This is a genomic window from Streptomyces sp. NPDC030021 (assembly GCF_055574035.1).
In genome coordinates, this window is sequence record NZ_JBVIAH010000001.1 from 404,558 (window position 1) to 421,224 (window position 16,667).

The 16,667-nt window shown below is 73.1% G+C and carries 13 protein-coding genes; 6 read left to right on the forward strand and 7 right to left on the reverse strand.

Annotation, left to right across the window (positions count from 1 at the left end; translation table 11 throughout):
• Nucleotides 1-14: 14 nt before the first annotated feature.
• Complete coding sequence (locus ACZ4YL_RS01760) at nt 15-1,010, forward strand: GlxA family transcriptional regulator (protein WP_468113237.1); 996 nt, start codon at nt 15-17, stop codon at nt 1,008-1,010.
• Complete coding sequence (locus ACZ4YL_RS01765; protein WP_468113238.1) at nt 1,007-3,814, forward strand: SpoIIE family protein phosphatase; 2,808 nt, start codon at nt 1,007-1,009, stop codon at nt 3,812-3,814. The genes ACZ4YL_RS01760 and ACZ4YL_RS01765 overlap by 4 nt, the downstream gene beginning before the upstream one ends.
• Nucleotides 3,815-3,877: 63 nt before the next feature.
• On the opposite strand, the gene ACZ4YL_RS01770 is transcribed toward ACZ4YL_RS01765, so the two are convergent.
• The 4 genes from ACZ4YL_RS01770 to ACZ4YL_RS01785 form a co-directional block, all read right to left on the reverse strand.
• Nucleotides 3,878-5,944 (reverse strand): SpoIIE family protein phosphatase, encoded by a 2,067-nt coding sequence (locus ACZ4YL_RS01770; RefSeq protein ID WP_468113239.1) that lies wholly within the window; start codon nt 5,942-5,944, stop codon nt 3,878-3,880.
• Between the two features lie 149 nt (nt 5,945-6,093).
• Nucleotides 6,094-7,197, reverse strand: a complete 1,104-nt coding sequence (locus tag ACZ4YL_RS01775; protein ID WP_468113240.1) for a molybdopterin-dependent oxidoreductase — start codon at nt 7,195-7,197, stop codon at nt 6,094-6,096.
• A gap of 301 nt (nt 7,198-7,498) precedes the next feature.
• The gene (locus ACZ4YL_RS01780) at nt 7,499-8,755 is read right to left on the reverse strand and encodes an amino acid aminotransferase (protein ID WP_468113241.1); all 1,257 of its coding nucleotides are present in this window, start codon (nt 8,753-8,755) and stop codon (nt 7,499-7,501) included.
• A complete protein-coding gene (locus tag ACZ4YL_RS01785; RefSeq protein WP_468113242.1) occupies nt 8,748-9,725 on the reverse strand; it encodes a DMT family transporter in 978 nt (325 codons plus the stop codon). Before ACZ4YL_RS01785 ends, ACZ4YL_RS01780 begins: the two co-directional genes overlap by 8 nt.
• A gap of 135 nt (nt 9,726-9,860) precedes the next feature.
• Between ACZ4YL_RS01785 and ACZ4YL_RS01790 the strand changes: the two genes are divergently transcribed.
• Nucleotides 9,861-10,346, forward strand: coding sequence for an Lrp/AsnC family transcriptional regulator (locus ACZ4YL_RS01790; protein ID WP_301365009.1), 486 nt, complete (start codon nt 9,861-9,863; stop codon nt 10,344-10,346).
• 46 nt (nt 10,347-10,392) lie between these two features.
• Here the strand turns inward: ACZ4YL_RS01790 and ACZ4YL_RS01795 are convergent, their stop codons facing one another.
• From ACZ4YL_RS01795 to ACZ4YL_RS01805, 3 genes are all read right to left on the reverse strand, one after another.
• Entirely contained in the window at nt 10,393-10,911 is a 519-nt protein-coding gene (locus ACZ4YL_RS01795; protein WP_468113243.1) for an O-acetyl-ADP-ribose deacetylase, read from the reverse strand.
• Nucleotides 10,911-12,329: a phytoene desaturase family protein gene (locus tag ACZ4YL_RS01800; RefSeq protein WP_468113244.1), complete on the reverse strand. Its 1,419-nt coding sequence runs from the start codon at nt 12,327-12,329 to the stop codon at nt 10,911-10,913. The genes ACZ4YL_RS01795 and ACZ4YL_RS01800 overlap by 1 nt, the downstream gene beginning before the upstream one ends.
• Nucleotides 12,330-12,430: 101 nt before the next feature.
• Nucleotides 12,431-13,255 (reverse strand): inositol monophosphatase family protein, encoded by an 825-nt coding sequence (locus ACZ4YL_RS01805; RefSeq protein WP_468113245.1) that lies wholly within the window; start codon nt 13,253-13,255, stop codon nt 12,431-12,433.
• Nucleotides 13,256-13,868: 613 nt separating this feature from the next.
• On the opposite strand from ACZ4YL_RS01805, the gene ACZ4YL_RS01810 reads away from it, so the two are divergent.
• The 3 genes from ACZ4YL_RS01810 to ACZ4YL_RS01820 all read left to right on the forward strand — a co-directional run.
• The gene (locus ACZ4YL_RS01810) at nt 13,869-14,156 is read left to right on the forward strand and encodes a hypothetical protein (protein ID WP_328960952.1); all 288 of its coding nucleotides are present in this window, start codon (nt 13,869-13,871) and stop codon (nt 14,154-14,156) included.
• A 190-nt stretch (nt 14,157-14,346) separates the two neighbouring features.
• Nucleotides 14,347-14,502: a DUF7196 family protein gene (locus tag ACZ4YL_RS01815; RefSeq protein ID WP_327738328.1), complete on the forward strand. Its 156-nt coding sequence runs from the start codon at nt 14,347-14,349 to the stop codon at nt 14,500-14,502.
• 551 nt (nt 14,503-15,053) lie between these two features.
• Nucleotides 15,054-16,667, forward strand: a 1,614-nt coding sequence (locus ACZ4YL_RS01820; protein ID WP_468113246.1) for an Ig-like domain repeat protein, incomplete at its 3' end; no start/stop codon positions are given.

Sequence of the window (16,667 nt, forward strand, 5' to 3'; positions counted from 1 at the left end):
GGCAGACTGGCCGGATGCGCCGTGTCGCGATCGTCGTCCAGCCCGGTATCCGCAGCTTCGACCTCGCCGTCATCACCGAGGTCTGGGGCCCCGACCGCAGCCATGCCGGTGTGCCGGGCTTCGAGCTGCGCCGGTGCGCCCTGGAGCCCGGTCCGATCCCGCTGCCCGGCGGGCTGACCCTGTCCCCCGACCGGGGGCTGGACTGGCTGGCCACCGCGGACCTGGTCGTCGTACCGGCGCTGGCCGAGCCGGCCGATCCGACGCCCGGGCCGGTCCTCGCCGCCCTGCGCGAGGCGCACGGCCGGGGCGTGCCGGTCGCCGCCCTGTGCGCCGGGGCGTTCATCCTGGCGGAGGCCGGTCTGCTGGAGGGCCGCCGGGCGGTCACCCACTGGTGGCTGGCCCCGCAGCTCGCCGCGCGCTACCCGGGGATCGTGGTCGAGGACGCCCCGCTCTACGTCGAGGACGGCGGGCTGTGGACCTCCGCCGGGGTGGCTTCCGGGATCGACCTGTGCCTGCACCTGGTCCGGGAGGCGCACGGCGCCGAAGCCGCCGCCGCCATCGCCCGCTCCATGGTGACGGGCCCCTTCCGCACCGGGGACCACGCCCAGTACCTGGACCGGCCCGTCCCGGCCGCGGACCGGACGGCCGAGGCGCTGGCCGCCGTACGGGCGCGCGCCCTGCGTTCGCTGCACGAGCCCCTGTCCGTGGCGACCATGGCCGGCTGGGCCGGGATGTCCCCGCGTTCCTTCGCCCGGCACTTCGCCGCCGCGACCGGCGCCACCCCGCACCGGTGGCTGCTGGGCCACCGGCTGGACGCGGCCCGCAAGCTGCTGGAGCGCACCGACCATCCGGTGCCGGAAGTGGCCCGGCGGGCCGGTTTCGCCAGCGAGGTCACCTTCCGCCAGCACTTCACCGCGTACGTCGGCCTCGGCCCGCGCGCGTACCGTGCGGCCTCCTCCGCACCGGCAGCCGCACCAAACCCCCCGGACAGTGTTAGAAAGGGCTCATGACCGGACGTTTTGGTCGCCAGCCGACCGGGTGGGGCTCGCGGCTGTTCGCGCGCCTGTCCCGGTGGGCACACAGCGTCGCCGGTCAGGTCTTCGCCCTCCAGGCGATGATCGTGCTGCTGCTGATCGCCGCCGCTGCGGCGGCCCTGGTGTTCCAGGCCCAGTACGACAGCGAGCGCGACGCCCGTCACCGCTCGCTCGCGGCGGCCGAGTCCTTCGCGCACTCCCCCGGTATCGTGTCGGCGCTGCTCTCGACGGATCCGACCGCTCTGCTCCAGCCGCTGGCCGAGGCCGCCCGCCGGGGCTCGGGCGTCGACTTCATCGCCGTCATGAACACCGACGGGATCCGCTACACCGACTCGCAGCCCGAGCTGATCGGCCGGCGGGCCACCGGTGACCTCAGCCGCGCCCTCGCCGGGCATGCCTTCACGGAGACCTTCCGGGGCGAGCCGAGCGACGCCGTCCGGGCCATCGTCCCGATACGGAACTCCGACGGCGTCGTCATCGGCCTGGTCGGCACCGGCATAGACGTCGAGAACGTCTCCCAGGTCGTCGAAGGCCAGCTCCCGCTCCTGCTCGGTGCGGCCGCGGGCGCCCTGCTGCTCGGCACCGGTGGCGCCGCCCTGGTCAGCGGCCGGCTGCGGCGCCAGACCCGGGGCCTGGGCGCCGCCGAGATGAGCCGGATCAACGAGCACCACGAGGCCGTCCTGCACGCCGTCCGAGAGGGCGTGCTCATCATCGACGCCGGCCAGCGGCTCGTCCTGGCCAACGACGAGGCCCGCCGGCTGCTCGGCCTGCCGCCCGACCCCGAGAACCGGCACGTCACGGACCTCGGCCTCGACCCGCGCACCGCCGAACTGCTCGCCTCCGGCCGGGTCGTGACGGACCACGTGCACCTGGCGGGCGACCGGCTGCTCGCCGTCAACGTACGGCCCACCGCGCAGTACAAGGGCATGTCCACGGGCAGCGTCGTGACCCTGCGCGACTCCACCGAGCTCGCCGCGCTCTCCGGCCGGGCGGAGGTGGCCCGTGGCCGGCTCCAGCTGCTCTACGACGCCGGTGTGCGGATCGGTACCACCCTGGACGTGGTGCGCACCGCCGAGGAGCTGTCGGAGGTCGCCGTCCCCCGGTTCGCGGACTTCGTCACGGTGGAGCTGCTGGAGCCGGTGCTGCACGGTGACGAGCCCTCGCTGGTCACCGGTGTCTACACCGAGATGCGCCGGGCCGCCATCACCGGCGTACGTGCCGACTCGCCGCTCCAGCCGGTGGGCGACATCATCCGGTTCGTCGTGCCGACGGCCCCGATGGCGGCGGCCCTGGACGCCGGGCACGCGGTGCTCGCGGCCGACCTGAACGCGGCCATGGGCTGGCGGGCCCAGGACTCCCAGGGCACCCGGGTGGCCCTCGACTACGGGCTGCACTCACTGATCTCCGTACCGCTCCGGGCCCGGGGCGTGGTCCTGGGCATGGCCAACTTCTGGCGGGCCGACACCCCGGAGCCGTTCGACGAGGAAGACCGGTCCTTCGCGGCCGAGCTGGGTGCGCGCGCGGCCGTCTCCATCGACAACGCCCGCCGCTTCACCCGCGAGCACGCGATGGCCGTGACGCTCCAGCGCAGCCTCCTGCCCCGGGTGCTGCCCGCCCAGAACGCGGTGGACGTGGCCTTCCGCTATCTGCCCGCGAAGGCGGGGGTGGGCGGGGACTGGTTCGACGTGATCCCGCTGCCGGGGGGCCGGGTGGCGCTGGTCGTCGGCGATGTCGTGGGGCACGGGGTGCACGCCGCGGCGACCATGGGCCGGCTGCGGACCGCGGTGCACAATTTCTCCACCCTGGACCTGCCCCCCGACGAGCTGCTCGGGCACTTGGACGAGCTGATCAGCCGGATCGACCAGAACGACACCGGGAGCGGCCTCGCGGGCGGGGACGGGGAGGGCGGCGCCGAGGACGCCTCGGACGGGGTCGCCGAGCCGGCCGGGGTCACCGGTGCCACCTGTCTCTACGCGGTCTACGACCCGGTCTCCGGGCGGTGCCTGATGGCCAGCGCCGGCCATCCCGGGCCCGCGCTGATCCGGCCCGGAGCGGACGTCGAATTCCCCGAGCTGCCGGCCGGGCTGCCCCTGGGCGTCGGTGGCATGCCCTTCGAGGCCGCCGATTTCATGCTGCCCGAGGGGAGCCGGCTGGTGCTGTTCACCGACGGCCTGGTGGAGGACCGCGACCGGGACTTCGACGCCGGACTGCACCTGCTGGGCGAGTCGCTGGCGCGGCCCGGCCGCAGCCCCGACCAGGCCTGCTCGGACGTGCTCGCCGCGATGCTGTTCCCGGTGCCGAGCGACGACATCGCCCTGCTGGTCGCCGACACCCGGCGGCTGGAGGCCGACCGGATCGCCGAGTGGGAGGTGCCGGGCGAGGCCTCGGCCGTCTCGCGCGTGCGCAACGCGGGCGCGGCGCAGCTCGCCGCGTGGGGGCTGGAGGAGATCTCCTTCTCCACCGAGCTGATCCTCAGCGAGCTGATCACCAACGCCATCCGGTACGGGAGCGCGCCCGTGCGGGTGCGGCTGCTGCGCGACCGCAGCCTCGTCTGCGAGGTCTCCGACGGCAGCAGCACCTCACCGCACCTGCGGTACGCGGCGACCACCGACGAGGGTGGGCGCGGGCTGTTCCTCGTGGCCCAGTACGCCGACCGGTGGGGCACCCGTTACACCGAGCGCGGCAAGGTCATCTGGGCCGAGCTGCCGCTGACCGGGGGCCCTGAGCCGCGGGCGGCGGACCCGCTGGACCTGGACGCGCTGGAGGACCTGGCCTGGTGAGCCGGCCGACCGGGTTCGGGGCCTCGGGGCCGGGGCCCTGGCCGGGGGCCCTGGGGCCCGGGGTCACACCGGCCGGGTACGGGCCAGCAGCACCGCGACGTCGTCCTGCTGGGCGCACGGCAGCATCAGCCGCAGGATCCCCTCGCACAGTTCCTCCAGGGGCTGCTCCACCCCGTTCAGGGCCCCCGCCAGCTGAGCCATCCCCTGGTCGAGGTCCCGGTCCCGGGCCTCGATGAGGCCGTCGGTGTAGAGCACGAGCAGGCTCCCCGGCGGCAGCCGTACCTCCTCGGTGCGGAAGTCCTGCCCGCCCGTGCCCAGCGGGGTCCCGGGCGGGCCGTCGAGGAAGGCGATGACCCCGTCGGGGGTGACCACGGCGGGCGGCGGGTGGCCGGCCCGGGCGATCACGCAGCCGCCCGACGCCGCGTCGTGGACGGCGTACACACAGGTGGCCATCTCGTCCTCGCCCAGGTCGGCCACGACGGCGTCGAGCGAGCGGAGCAGCTGGGCCGGGGGCACGTCGTGGCGCGCGAGGGTCCGTACGGCCGTGCGCAACTGCCCCATGACGGCGGCGGCGTGGACGCCGTGGCCCATGACGTCCCCGATGACCAGCCCGGTCCGGCCGCCGGGCAGCGGGATGACGTCGTACCAGTCCCCGCCGACGTCGTGGTCGCTGGCGGGCAGGTAGCGCCCGGTGAGTTCGAGGCCCGGGACCTCGGGCAGCGCGCTGTTGGTGAGGCTGCGCTGGAGGGTGAGGGCCGCCTGGCGCTGGAGGGTGTACATCCGGGCGTTGTCGATGTTGAGGGCGGCGCGGGCGACCAGCTCGTCGACGACGATGCGGTCCTGCTCGTCGAAGGGTTCCCGCTCGCGCGTGCGGGTCACGGCGACGGCGCCGAGCACGGTGCCGCGGGCGACCAGCGGGACCAGGCGGGCCGAGCCCAGGGTGGCGAGGTAGGTGCGCAGGGCCTCGGCGCGCGGGGAGGTGATCAGTGCCGGGATGTCGGCGAGGTAGAGGTCCATGGGCCGTCCCTCGGCGATGACCTGCTCGTAGGTGGTGCCCATGGGGATCTGGAAGGTCTGGCCGGGGGCGAGTTTCGCGGTGGGGGCGGTCGGGTCGGGGAAGTGGGCGGCCAGCCGGCGCAGGACACCGCGTGTGGAGGCCGCGTGGACCGGGCCCTCGTCGGGGAGCAGGACCGCTTCGAGCAGCTGGACGTCGGCCGAGTCCGCGAGCTGCGGCACCAGCACGTCCACGATCTCCTGGGCGGTCTGGTGGAGGTCCAGGGTGGTGCCGATGCGGGTGCCCGCCTCGGCGAGCAGGGCGAACCGGTGCCGGGCCCGTTCGGCGTCGGCCTGGGCCTGCTGGCCCTCGGTGATGTCGATGAGCGAGGCGATCACCCCGAGGGCCCGGCCGGAGCCGTCCAGCAGCGGGGCGTACGAGCAGGACCAGGTCCGGTCGTGCTCCGGGTCGGCGGGGGTCCGCCCGGTGCGGCGGACGTCGACGACGGCGGTGCCCCGGTCGAGGACCTGCTGCATCGTCGCTTCCAGCGCGAGGGCATTGACCCCGGGGACCACCTCGCTGAGCCGTTTGCCGAGGTGCTCGGCGGCGGAGACGCCGTTCATCCGGGCCAGGGCGTCGTTGACGCGGAGGAACCGCAGGTCGGTGCCGAGGGTGGCGAGACCTATGGGCGACTGGGTGAACAGGCTCTGGAGGGCGGCGAGGGAGTCCCGCATGTGGAGCACCTCGGAGGTCTCCACGGCGATGAGCATGGCCCCCGTCCGGCCCTGCGGGTCGGCGGCGGGGACGATCCACATCTCCATCGGGACGCGGTGACCGTCGCGGTGGCGCACGGGCAGGGTGCCGACGACGGTCTCGCCGGACTGGACGCGCCGGGTCAGCTGGTCGGCGAGCTCGTGATTGGCCTCGGGGACGAGCATGGCGCTGCCGGGGAGCCCGATGATGTCCTCGGGGCGGTGCCCGAGCAGGTCCTGGGCGGCCAGCGACCACTCCACGATGCGCCCGTCGGCGTCCTCCCGCCACAGGGCGATCGGCAGCAGCTCGCGGAGCACGCCCGCGTACCCGACAGCCGCGGCCGTCGGGTCCGGCACCTCGTTCGTCGCCTGGTAAGTGTCCAACGCACCGACCTCACCCCGGGGGGCCTGATTCCTACCGATTCACCCTATCCGAGGCATGAGCGCGGGGCTCTGTGTCGGCCGATCCGGCCGGGGCGCGGCAGCGCCGGGACCGGCCGCGTCGCCTGATGCGCATGCCTCACCGGCCGCGTTCATACGGCCACCACCTCGACCGCGGCCACGGGGTTGCAGCCGTAGCCGCGGGCGTTCCACGGGGCCTGCGGCGGCTGTGTGTCGCCGTGGGCGTCGGTGGCACGGGAGACCAGCCGGTACGGTCCGGGCTGCTGCGGCGTCCACCGGTACGACCAGCTGCTCCAGCCGTAGGGGCCTGCGGGCGCTTCGAGGAGGGCCTGGTGCCAGCCGCGCTCGCGGTGGCGGTCGTCGTCCTCGTACTCGGCGCGCACCTCGACGCTCCGCAGCGGCACCCCGCCGCCCGACCAGGCGCGGCCGCGGACGAGGGTCTCGTGGCCCCGGCACACGGCCGTGTCCGGTTCGGGCTCGGTGATGAGCGACTTGACCCGCACGTTCGCCACCGGGCCCTCGGGGGTGCCGCGGGAGGCCACGTAGAGGTACTCCTCGCTCTGGAAGACACCGGCGAACGGGCGGGTCACGGCCCGGGCCCCGACCAGCCACTTCACGTCGGCGACCGCGTAGCGGCCGGGGACCACCAGGCGGACCGGGGCCCCGTGCTCGGGGGTGAGCGGCTCTCCGTTCATGCGGGTGACGAGGAGGGTGTCCGGGTGGAGGGCCACGGAGAGCGGGAGGCTGCGCTCGAAGGCCGCCCGGTGGCCGCGCACCGGGCCGGAGTCGGCCCCGGTGAAGACGATCTCCACGGCCGGCGGCCCGATCAGGGCCCGCTCGGCGAGGAGGCGGAAGGGCACTCCGGCGAAGTGCGCGCAGCCCACCGCCTGCTCGCCCCAGGGCAGGCCGGGCGGGCGGGGTGTCATCAGGCTGCGGCCGTTGCCCGCGCACTCCACCACGACGTCGAGTTCCCGGTGGTCCATCGCGAGCAGCTCTGCGTAGCCGATGGCGAAGGGGGCGGCCGCGGCGCCGCCGATCCGCAGCCGCCAGCGGCCGGGCGGGGTCCGCGGGATGCCGAAGTGGTCGCGTACGAAGAAGGCCCCGACGGGGGTGACCGGCTCGGCCAGCGCGGCCGAGGGGGTCTGGGCGTTGTACGGGTCTGCGGTGACGGTTTCGGGCGCCCAGACCGTGGCGCCGGGCCCTCGGGCGGGTCGCGAAACGGGCCATGTGGTCATGGCGGCACCTTCCGTCGGGCTCGTGGCGGGCGCGACGCGGATTTCTCTACAGACTACGTCCGAACAAAGCCTTGACTGGGTGCGAATTGGGAGGAAACTCATCAATACACCGGATAACCGGAAAGAGCCGCACCTCCCTCTGGAGACGTCCTCAGGCCCGCGTGACCCTTGTCCAGGCTCTGGCCAGGCCCCCGGCAGCACTTGTCGACCAGGGGAGCCATCGGCGACGGCGGATGGCTCATGGAATCGACGGACTGCCGGGGACTGTCATGTCCTCTGCGACCGTGCCCCCCGACGGGCCCTACGCCTGAACGGCGGCGGCCGGTCCGGACTGCTGCTGCCGCGGGAGCGTCGGGATCGTGCGGGGCGCTCCGGCCGTGCCGAGGACGCCGGCGATGCCCCGGGCGAGGCAGGGGATCCGGTGCGCCGGGATGCCCGCTATGTTGATCCGCCCCGAGGTCGTGCCGTAGACGGCGTACTGTCTGCGCAGCCGGAGCATCTGCTGCGCGGACAGCGGCAGCATCGAGAACATGCCCTTCTGCCGGGCGAGCGAGCGCGCCTGGTCGGCGCAGCCGAGCGCGCTCAGGTGGGCGACCAGATCGGCCCGGTTGTCCATGATCCGGCCGCGCATGACCTCCAGTTCCGCGCGCCAGGCGGCCCGCAGCCCGTCGTCCTCCAGGATCGTGGTCACCACGGCCGCGCCGTGCTCGGGCGGCATCGAGTAGAGCGTCCGCGCGGCGTTCTGCAGGGCGGTCTCGGCGTGCCGGACTGCCTGGCCCGAGGAGCCGAGCACGATGGCGCAGCCGACGCGGTCGCTGTAGAGGCCGAAGTTCTTCGAGCAGCTGACCGCGATCAGCATTTCCGGCACCCGCGCCGCCAGCATCCGCGTGGGCAGCAGGTCGGCCTCCAGGCCGTCGCCGAGCCCGTGGTAGGCGAGGTCGACGAAGGGCACCCAGCCCCTGCGGGCGGCCGATTCGGCGAGCGCCTCCCAGTCGTCCAGCAGCGGGTCCACGCCCGTGGGGTTGTGGCAGCAGCCCTGGAGCAGGACCACGTCGTCCCGCTCCGCTTCCTGCAGTTCCCGCAGCACACCGGCCGTGTCGAAGCCGCCCTCGGCGTCGCGCCAGCCGTACGTACGCACGCGCAGCCCGGCGGCCTCCAGGATGGGCCGGTGGTTGACGTAGGCCGGATCGCTGATCCACACCGTGGTGCCCGGGCGGGTCCGGCAGATCAGGTCGGCGAGCAACCGCAGCGCGCCGGAGCCCGCGACGGTCTGGACGGCCGCGGCCCGGTCGGTCGGGCCGGCCGGGCCCAGGACCAGCTCCAGCAGGGAGCGGTTGAAGGCCGCGTTGCCGGAGAGCCCGCGGTACTCCTTGGAGTCGGAGCGCTCCGCCAGGCGGATCTCGGCCTCGCGCACGGCGGTCATGACGGGTGTGGTGCCCGTCTGGTCCCGGTAGACGCCGAGGACGAGGTTGAGGCGTTCGGACCGCTCGTCACTGCCGAACTCGTAGGTCAGGTCCCACAGCGGGTCGGTGGGCGGCGTGGGGAGGAGCTCAAGCATCTGCGGGAACCTTGGGTCGTGGGCGGCGGTTGGCGAGGACGACGCCGGCGGTGATGAGGGGTACGCCGACGAGTACGGCGAGGGTCGGCGTCTCGCCGAGCAGCGGGATGGCGAGCAGGACGACGGCCACGGGGCTGAGGCTGCCGACGACGGCGCTGCGCTCGGCGCCGAGGCGGCGGATGGCGAAGGCGTACAGCAGGCCCGCGCACAGGCCGACCCCCAGCCCCTGCACGACGAGGAACAGCGCGATGTCGCTGCCCGCCGCGTGCGCGATGCCGGTGGGAAGCACCCCGGTCAGCACCAGGACCCCGATCACGGCGAAGGAGGGCAGGCACAGCAGTCCGATCGACCCGATCGGGTCGAGGTCGACCTCGCGCAGTCCCACGGTGTAGAGGGCCCAGAGGCCGCTGGCCACCAGGAGCGTGCCGGCGCCGGCGAGGACGTCGGTGTCGACGGGGACGACGTAGCGCCAGACGAGGGCGGCCACGCCGGCCGCGATCAGGGCGAGCCCGGCGGCCTGCGTGCCCCGGGGGACGCCGTGGCCCCGGCGGATCATGATCGCGGAGACGAACAGCGGGACCATGCCGGGGACGATGGAGCCGACGAAGGCGGCGGACGTCAGCGCGCCGCCGTGCATCGCGGCCAGGAAGAACGGCACCCCGGCACCGCAGACGATCTTCACCGCGGGGCCCGGCCGCACCGCGGCGATGGCGCGCCGGCGCCGCCACAGGGCGGGGAACAGGACGACGAGGGGGACGCCGAAGCGCAGCAGGGCCGCGTCGGCGGGCAGCAGGGAGGAACCGCTCAGGGCCCGGGCGCTGAGCGCGAAGGCCGCCCAGATCGACACGGTGACCAGCAGGGCCAGCATGCCCTCGGCCTGTGGGGAGAGCCCGCGCCGGCCGGGGTGTCCGGCCTGCGGGCCCGCCGCATCGGGAGGCAGGGTCGCCCGGGTGGTGTTCGTCGCGACCAAGGAATTGCTCCAGCCTCTGAGACCCGGACCGATCCGGTCCGTGCCTGGGCAACGCTAGAGCTTGGGGCGGGGCAGCCGATTGCCAGTTCTGCCTCTCGGACATACGTTTGAGGCAGAATCTGCCAAGGAGTGACCATGGACGCAGTGGATCTGCAGATCATCAGGGAATTGCAGGCCGACGGGCGCCTGTCCAACCAGGACCTCGCCGACCGCGTCCGGCTGTCCCCGTCGCCCTGCCTGCGCCGGGTGCGGCGGCTGGAGGAGGCGGGCCTGATCCGCGGCTACACGGCCATGGTCGACCAGGTCGCCTTCGGGCTTCCGGTCACCGTCTTCGTCCGGATCCGCCTGGAACGCCACACGGCGGAGGCGGTGCGGCTGTTCGAGGAGCACGTCGCGGTGATCGAGCACATCCAGGACTGCTATCTGATGGCGGGCAGCAGCGACTACCTGCTCCGGGTCGTCATCGAGGACCTGGAAGCCTACGAATCCCTGGTGCGCCACCGGATCCACGCCATCCCCGGGATCGCCTCGATCGAATCGAGCTTCGCGTTCGGCAGCGTCAAGCAGTCCCGGACCTACCCGCGGCCCGCCCCGGGCGCCTCCGGGCGCGCGCCGCGCTGACGAGGGCTCCGCGGGCTGCTCGGCGCAAGGCTGCTCGGCGGGCGGCTCAGGAGGCGGCCGCCACCGCCGTCTCGAAGGCCTCGTAGGCGGCCGCGTCGAAGAGCACGAAGCGCACCTCCTGCACCTCGGTACGGGCACCACGCACCGTCTCCACCGCGATCCGCGCCCCGTCGTCCATCGGCCAGCCGTAGATACCGGTGGAGATGGCCGGGAACGCGACCGTACGGGCCCCCACCTCGTCGGCGATCCGCAGCGACTCGCGGTAGCAGGAGGCCAGCAGCGCCGACCGGTCCTCCTCGCGCGACCAGACCGGGCCCACCGTGTGGATGACGTGCCCGGCGGCGAGCCGCCCGGCCGTGGTGGCGACGGCCCGGCCCGTCGCCAGCCCCTTGCCGTAGTGCGAGCGCCGCAGGTCCTCGCAGGCCGCGAGGATCTCCGGCCCGCCGCGCCGGTGGATGGCGCCGTCGACCCCGCCGCCACCGAGCAGCGAGGAGTTCGCCGCGTTGACGATGGCGTCTGCCTTCTCCGCGGTGATGTCGCCGCGGACCAGGGTGATACGGACCATCAGGAGCCCTTTCGCAGGTGCCGCCAGACCGCCTTGGCTGCGTTGTGCCCGGACATGCCGTGCACGCCCGGGCCCGGCGGGGTGGCCGAGGAGCAGAGGAACACGGCCGGGTGGGCCGTCGTGTACGGGGTGAGGGAGAGCTTGGGACGCAGCAGGAGCTGGAGGCCCGAGGCGGCCCCGCAGGCGATGTCCCCGCCGACGTAGTTGGGGTTGCGGGCGGCGAGCTGGGGCGGGCCGGCCGTGGCACGGGCGAGCACCAGGTCGCGGAAGCCCGGGGCGAAGCGCTCCAGTTGGGATTCGACGGCCTCGGTGAGATCGCCGTCCCAGCCCGCGGGGACATGTCCGTACGCCCAGAACACGTGCTTGCCCTCGGGCGCCCGGCCGGGGTCGACGAGGCTGGGCTGCGCGGTGATGAGGAAGGGGACGCGCGGGGCCCGGCCGCCGGAGGCGAGCTGCAGGGCGGCGTCGATGTCGCGGGCGCGCGGGCCGATCTGGACGGTGCCGGCGCGGCGCGGCGCCTCGGCCGTCCACGGGACCGGCCCGTCCAGCGCGTAGTCGAGCTTGAACACGGAGGCGCCGTACCGGTAGCCGTCGTACGCGCGCCCCAGGCGGGCGATGCGGGCCAGCGCGGTCGGCGAGGTGTCGAAGACGTAGGTGCGGGCGGGCGGGAGGTCGTCGAGCCGCTTGACCTCGAAGCCGGTGTGGATGGTCCCGCCGAGGTCGCGCAGGTACCCGGCGAGGGCGTCGGACACGGACTGCGAGCCGCCGCGCGGCATCGGCCAGCCGTTCGCGTGCGCGGCCAGCGCGAAGACCAGGCCCACCGCGCTGGTGCCGATCCCGCCGAGCGGTGCGATGACGTGGGCCACGAGGCCCGCGAACAGCGCCCGCGCCCGTTCGTCGCGGAAGCGGCTCAGGAGCCAGGTGGAGGGCGGCAGACCGGTGAGCCCGAAGCGGGCGAGCGTGAGCGGATCCCGGGGCAGCGCGGTGCTCGGCAGGGACATGAAGTCCCGGGCCAGGGTGTCCCATTTGCCGAGGAACGGCCCGACCAGACGCCGGTAGGCGCCCGCGTCGCGCGGCCCGAGGGACGCCGCCGTCTCCGCGACCGACCGGGACAGGACCGCGGCCGTGCCGTCGTCGAAGGGGTGCGCCATGGGCAGCGGGGCGTGCAGCCACTCCAGCCCGTACCGCTTCAGCGGCATCGTGGCGAAGACCGGCGAGCCGGCCCCCAGCGGGTGCACCGCCGAGCAGGGGTCGTGCCGGAAGCCGGGAAGGGTGAGCTCCTCGGTCCGGGCACCGCCGCCGACCGTGCCGGCGGCTTCGAAAACGGCCACCGAGAAGCCGCGCCGGGCCAGTTCGACGGCGGCGGTCAGCCCGTTCGGCCCCGCCCCCACCACGACCACATCGAGAATCGACGGCACTTGCGACTCCTTCGTCTCCGGCGGCGCCTGCGCCTCCAGGGTATTCCGCCGCCCGGACCGTCGGGACCCGACCGGACCCGCCCGGACCGCACCGGACCCGGTCAGGCGCCCCGGAGCAGCTCCCGGATGCGTACGGTGGTGGCCTCGTCGCGCCCGACCGCGAACGGCAGCGCGTTGTCCCGGTCCACCCGGAAGGGGACCCCGTCGACGGTGCTCTGCGTCCCGCCGGCCTCGGCGACCAGCAGCAGCCCGGCCGCGTGGTCCCAGGCCGAGGGCCAGGTGAAGGCCAGGCCGTCCATCTCGCCGCGGGCCACCTTCAGGTACTCCAGGCCCGCCGAGCCGCAGGGGCGGGCCGCGACCCCGGGTACGTCCAGCCGGGCCAGCGTCCGCTTGTTCTCGTCACTCGTGTACAGCGGGTGGGCGATGGCGACCCGCAGCGCGGCGCCCGGCTCGGGCGAACCGCTGTGGATCCGCTCGCCGTTGACGTACGCACCCTGCCCGCGCACGGCGGTCGCCAGCTCCTCCAGTGCCGGGGCGTAGGTCCAGGAGGCGAGGATCTCCCCGCGCAGGGCCAGGGCGACGAGGGTGCAGAAGGCCGGGTCGCCGTTCACGAACTGGCGGGTGCCGTCGACGGGGTCGACGATCCACACCGGGGCGTCCGCGCGCAGCGCCGCGTACACCCCGGGGTCGGCGTGCACGGCCTCCTCGCCGACCACGGCGGAGCCGGGCAGCAGCCGCGTCAGGGCGGCCGTGAGGTACTCCTCGGCCTGGCGGTCGGCCACGGTCACCAGGTCGTGGGGGCCGTTCTTCTCGTCGACCTCGTGCTCGGCGAGCTGCCTGAATCTCGGCATGATCTCGATCGCCGCCGCCTTGCGGACGGCCTCTTCCACATCGGACAGGCCATGGGCCAGGAACTCATCGATCATGCCTCCAGCAAAGCACGCCCGACCGACAAACCCCACTGCCATTCCCGTACCGGCCCCTGGACACCGGGTGTCCAGGGGGTGAACCGGCCCCGGGGAAGGCAGGTCCCGCGCGGTGACCTTCGTCGCCCCGTGTCCGCTCATGCCTCCTTCGCGCACGCTCCGGCGGCGATCCGCTGTTCGGCATTGAGGTATCGGCTTCCACACCCCTGCGAGCGTCCGCTTCGGCCGCCGCCCGCGGCCTCCCGAAATGCCGAAGACGTCATGAATAAACGATCCGGCTAAGGGCTGTCCCGTAATCCCCGGTGGATCAGCGCACGGCGTCAGATGCGGTGCATCGCAAGGCGGAGGGGCGTCCTCATACTGGGCGTATTCGGGCGTTCCGACAACGCGGCGAGGTGCCGTAGCTGACGTCGTGCGCCCTCCGGGGATTGCGGGACAGCCCTTAGGCGCAGGGCCACACCACAAGCCACATGGCGACACAACCGCCTCACTTGACTCGAAATCTTCCGCGCGGCACGCAGGCACTTCCCGGCATTCCCCGCCGATCCGGCCCTCCCACCGAATTCGGGAAAACGCGAGAGAGGAGGAGCGCGGAAACCCTACGATGAATTCCATGAGTGCGCTGATCTTCCTCCTGTCGCTCGGCACAGTCTGTCGCGTCACGCGATTCGTCACCAAGGACGCCCTCGCCGCGGGGTTCCGCTCCCGGATCGCCGACCGTTTCGGCGAAGACTCCCACCCGGCCTATCTGGTCACCTGTGGATGGTGCGTCAGCATCTGGGTCGCGGGCGCCGTCACCGTGCTCGCCCACTGGGCCGGCGAGGAAACATGGTTCCAGGCGGGCGCCACGGCGCTTACCCTTTCCTACCTCACCGGCCTCGCCGCCAACTGGCTTGACTGACCGGCACGTTGGAATAGTCCCCATCATCGCCGCCACGTATAAATATGACTATACGGCGGCGAGTGTCGGCGTGCGGTGCCCGGGGATAAAGGGTAAAGGGAACGAGCCGGGGGCTCGGTCCTGCCCCGGAACTCCCCCGGCCCTCCCCCTTGACCGGCCGCCGGAGCGGCCGAACAGAAGGAGGAAGACCATGGCATGCAACTGCGGACGCGCCAGCCGGTCCACGCTCGTCTACCGGCTGGTCCTCCCCAACGGGGTCACGCGCCAGTACCCCACGCGGCAGGAGGCCGACGCCGCCAACAAGAGGGCGGGCGGGCAAGGTTCCATCACGGCGGTCCGCCCGTAGGCCCGCCCACCCCGGCGGACCGCCGGAAGGGCGACGCCCCCACCAGCAGCCCCTCGGCGCACCGGACAGCCGGTGCACCGGGGGGCTGCGGCGTGCCGTGGCACCCCTGGTATTGCAAATGCCGCGAAGGAATAACATGATTCACTCAGCGCGGAATCCTTTCTCTTCCGCCCGTGAGTCCGCCAGACTGTCCTGAGAGCGTGAGTACACCCCCGGCACCGCCCAGTTATGTGCCCGGGAAAACGACCGAAAGGGAAACCTTTCCTCTCGCGAGAGTGCACCAAGGCGCCGCATAATCCGGGTTTATCGCCTCTCGCGCGCCTGAGTGCGCTGAGCCGAACGAGTGGTGTTTTGTTCACCCGTCTAGCCGAAGTCCTCAGCCGGAAGGCCTACTGCTGATATCAGCAGGTGATGTCCCCGACTCCGCGTGGACAAGGGCTCTTAACGGAACGTCCCACCAGTGTTTTCCCATGCGTTCCGTGCTCCGCCAGGCGCCATACCGGCGAAGAGATTCATCTGCTTCCGCGGGTCATCCGAAAGGGAGCCACAGCATGGCCAGTTCGACCACCACCGTGACCTCGGCACCGGATCCGTCCGTCTTCGGACAGTCGGTCACCTTCACCGCCACCGTCCAGCCGGAAGTCGCCGGCCCCACCCCGACCGGCAGCGTCGAGTTCGTCGTCGACAGCACGCCCGTCGTGACCGTGCCGCTCGACATGAGCGGCACGGCACAGTACACGACCAGCGACTTGGAGGTCGGTCTCCACGGGATGGAGGCCAACTACTCCGGCGACGCGGAGTACGACCCGTCCACGGGCGCGGACACCCAGGAGGTCACGCTCGCGAACACCACCACCACGCTGGCCTTCGCCCCCGAACCCTCGGTCTGCGGAGAGACGGTGACCGCCACCGCCCAGGTGACCCCCGTTCCGCCGGGCGCGGGAACTCCCACCGGGCTGGTGTCCTTCATCGTCAGCGACGACGGTCCGGTGCTGACCGCCCCCGTGGCCATAAACGGGCAGGCGCAGGTCAGCTTCAGCGGCCTGGACGTCGGCCTCCACCAGGCAGCCGCCTTCTACACCGGCGACGCGGACTTCAACGGGTCGAACTCCCCGCTGACGCTCCACGTCGTCAACCCTGCGCCCGTCTCGGTCACGGTCTCGGTGGTGCCCAACCCGTCGGTGTGCGGTCAGACGGTGACGCTCTGCGCCACCGTGGCACCGGTCTCCTCGGGCGTCGGCAATCCGTCGGGCTCGGTGACCTTCACCGGCCCCGGCGGACTCAACCAGACGGTGACCTTGGACGCCGGCGGCACGGCCTGCGTCACCACGACCGCGCTGGAGACCGGCACGGTCACCGTCGTCTACGGCGGCGACGAGTGCTACGCGAGCGGGACCGGCACCTTCGACGTGACGGTCAACCAGGCGTCGAGCACGGTCTCGGTGACGGTGGAGCCCGACCCGTCGGTCTGCGGCGAGACCGTGACCGTGTGCGCCACGGTCACCGCGGTCGCGCCGGGCAGCGGCACGCCCACCGGAACGGTGACCTTCACCGGCCCTGGCGGACTGAACGAGACCGTGACCCTGGACGCCGGCGGCACGGCCTGCGTCACCACGACCGCGCTGGAGACCGGCACGGTATCCGCCACCTACAACGGCGACGGATGTTTCTCCTCGTCGACCAACACCGCGCCGGTGACGGTCAACCAGGCGTCGAGCACGGTGTCGGTGACGGTCGAACCCAACCCGTCGGTGTGCGGCGAGACGGTGACGGTGTGCGCCACGGTCACCGCAGTCGCACCCGGCAGCGGCACCCCCACCGGAACCGTCACCTTCACCGGCCCCGGCGGACTGAACCAGACCGTGACCCTGGACGCCGGCGGCACGGCCTGCGTCACCACCAGCAGCCTCACCAGCGGCACCGTCACGGCCGTCTACAACGGCGATGGATGCTTCTCCTCATCGACCGGCACCTTCGACGTGACGGTCAACCCGGCGTCGAGCACGGTATCGGTGACCGTGGACCCCAACCCCTCGGTATGCGGCCAGTCCGTGACCGTGTGCGCGACGGTCACCGCAGTGGCACCCGGCAGCGGCACCCCCACCGGAACGGTGACCTTCACCGGCCCGGGCGGACTGAACGAGACGGTGACCCTGGACGCCGGC

Excerpts from the sequence above, each read along its gene's own strand:
- ACZ4YL_RS01815 (WP_327738328.1), top strand. The coding sequence starts at position 14,347 with ATGGCATGCAACTGCGGACGCGCCAGCCGGTCCACGCTCGTCTACCGG.
- ACZ4YL_RS01760 (WP_468113237.1), top strand. The coding sequence starts at position 15 with ATGCGCCGTGTCGCGATCGTCGTCCAGCCCGGTATCCGCAGCTTCGAC.
- ACZ4YL_RS01790 (WP_301365009.1), top strand. The coding sequence starts at position 9,861 with ATGGACGCAGTGGATCTGCAGATCATCAGGGAATTGCAGGCCGACGGG.
- ACZ4YL_RS01795 (WP_468113243.1), bottom strand. The coding sequence starts at position 10,911 with ATGGTCCGTATCACCCTGGTCCGCGGCGACATCACCGCGGAGAAGGCA.
- ACZ4YL_RS01775 (WP_468113240.1), bottom strand. The coding sequence starts at position 7,197 with ATGACCACATGGCCCGTTTCGCGACCCGCCCGAGGGCCCGGCGCCACG.
- ACZ4YL_RS01805 (WP_468113245.1), bottom strand. The coding sequence starts at position 13,255 with ATGATCGATGAGTTCCTGGCCCATGGCCTGTCCGATGTGGAAGAGGCC.
- ACZ4YL_RS01780 (WP_468113241.1), bottom strand. The coding sequence starts at position 8,755 with ATGCTTGAGCTCCTCCCCACGCCGCCCACCGACCCGCTGTGGGACCTG.
- ACZ4YL_RS01810 (WP_328960952.1), top strand. The coding sequence starts at position 13,869 with ATGAGTGCGCTGATCTTCCTCCTGTCGCTCGGCACAGTCTGTCGCGTC.
- ACZ4YL_RS01765 (WP_468113238.1), top strand. The coding sequence starts at position 1,007 with ATGACCGGACGTTTTGGTCGCCAGCCGACCGGGTGGGGCTCGCGGCTG.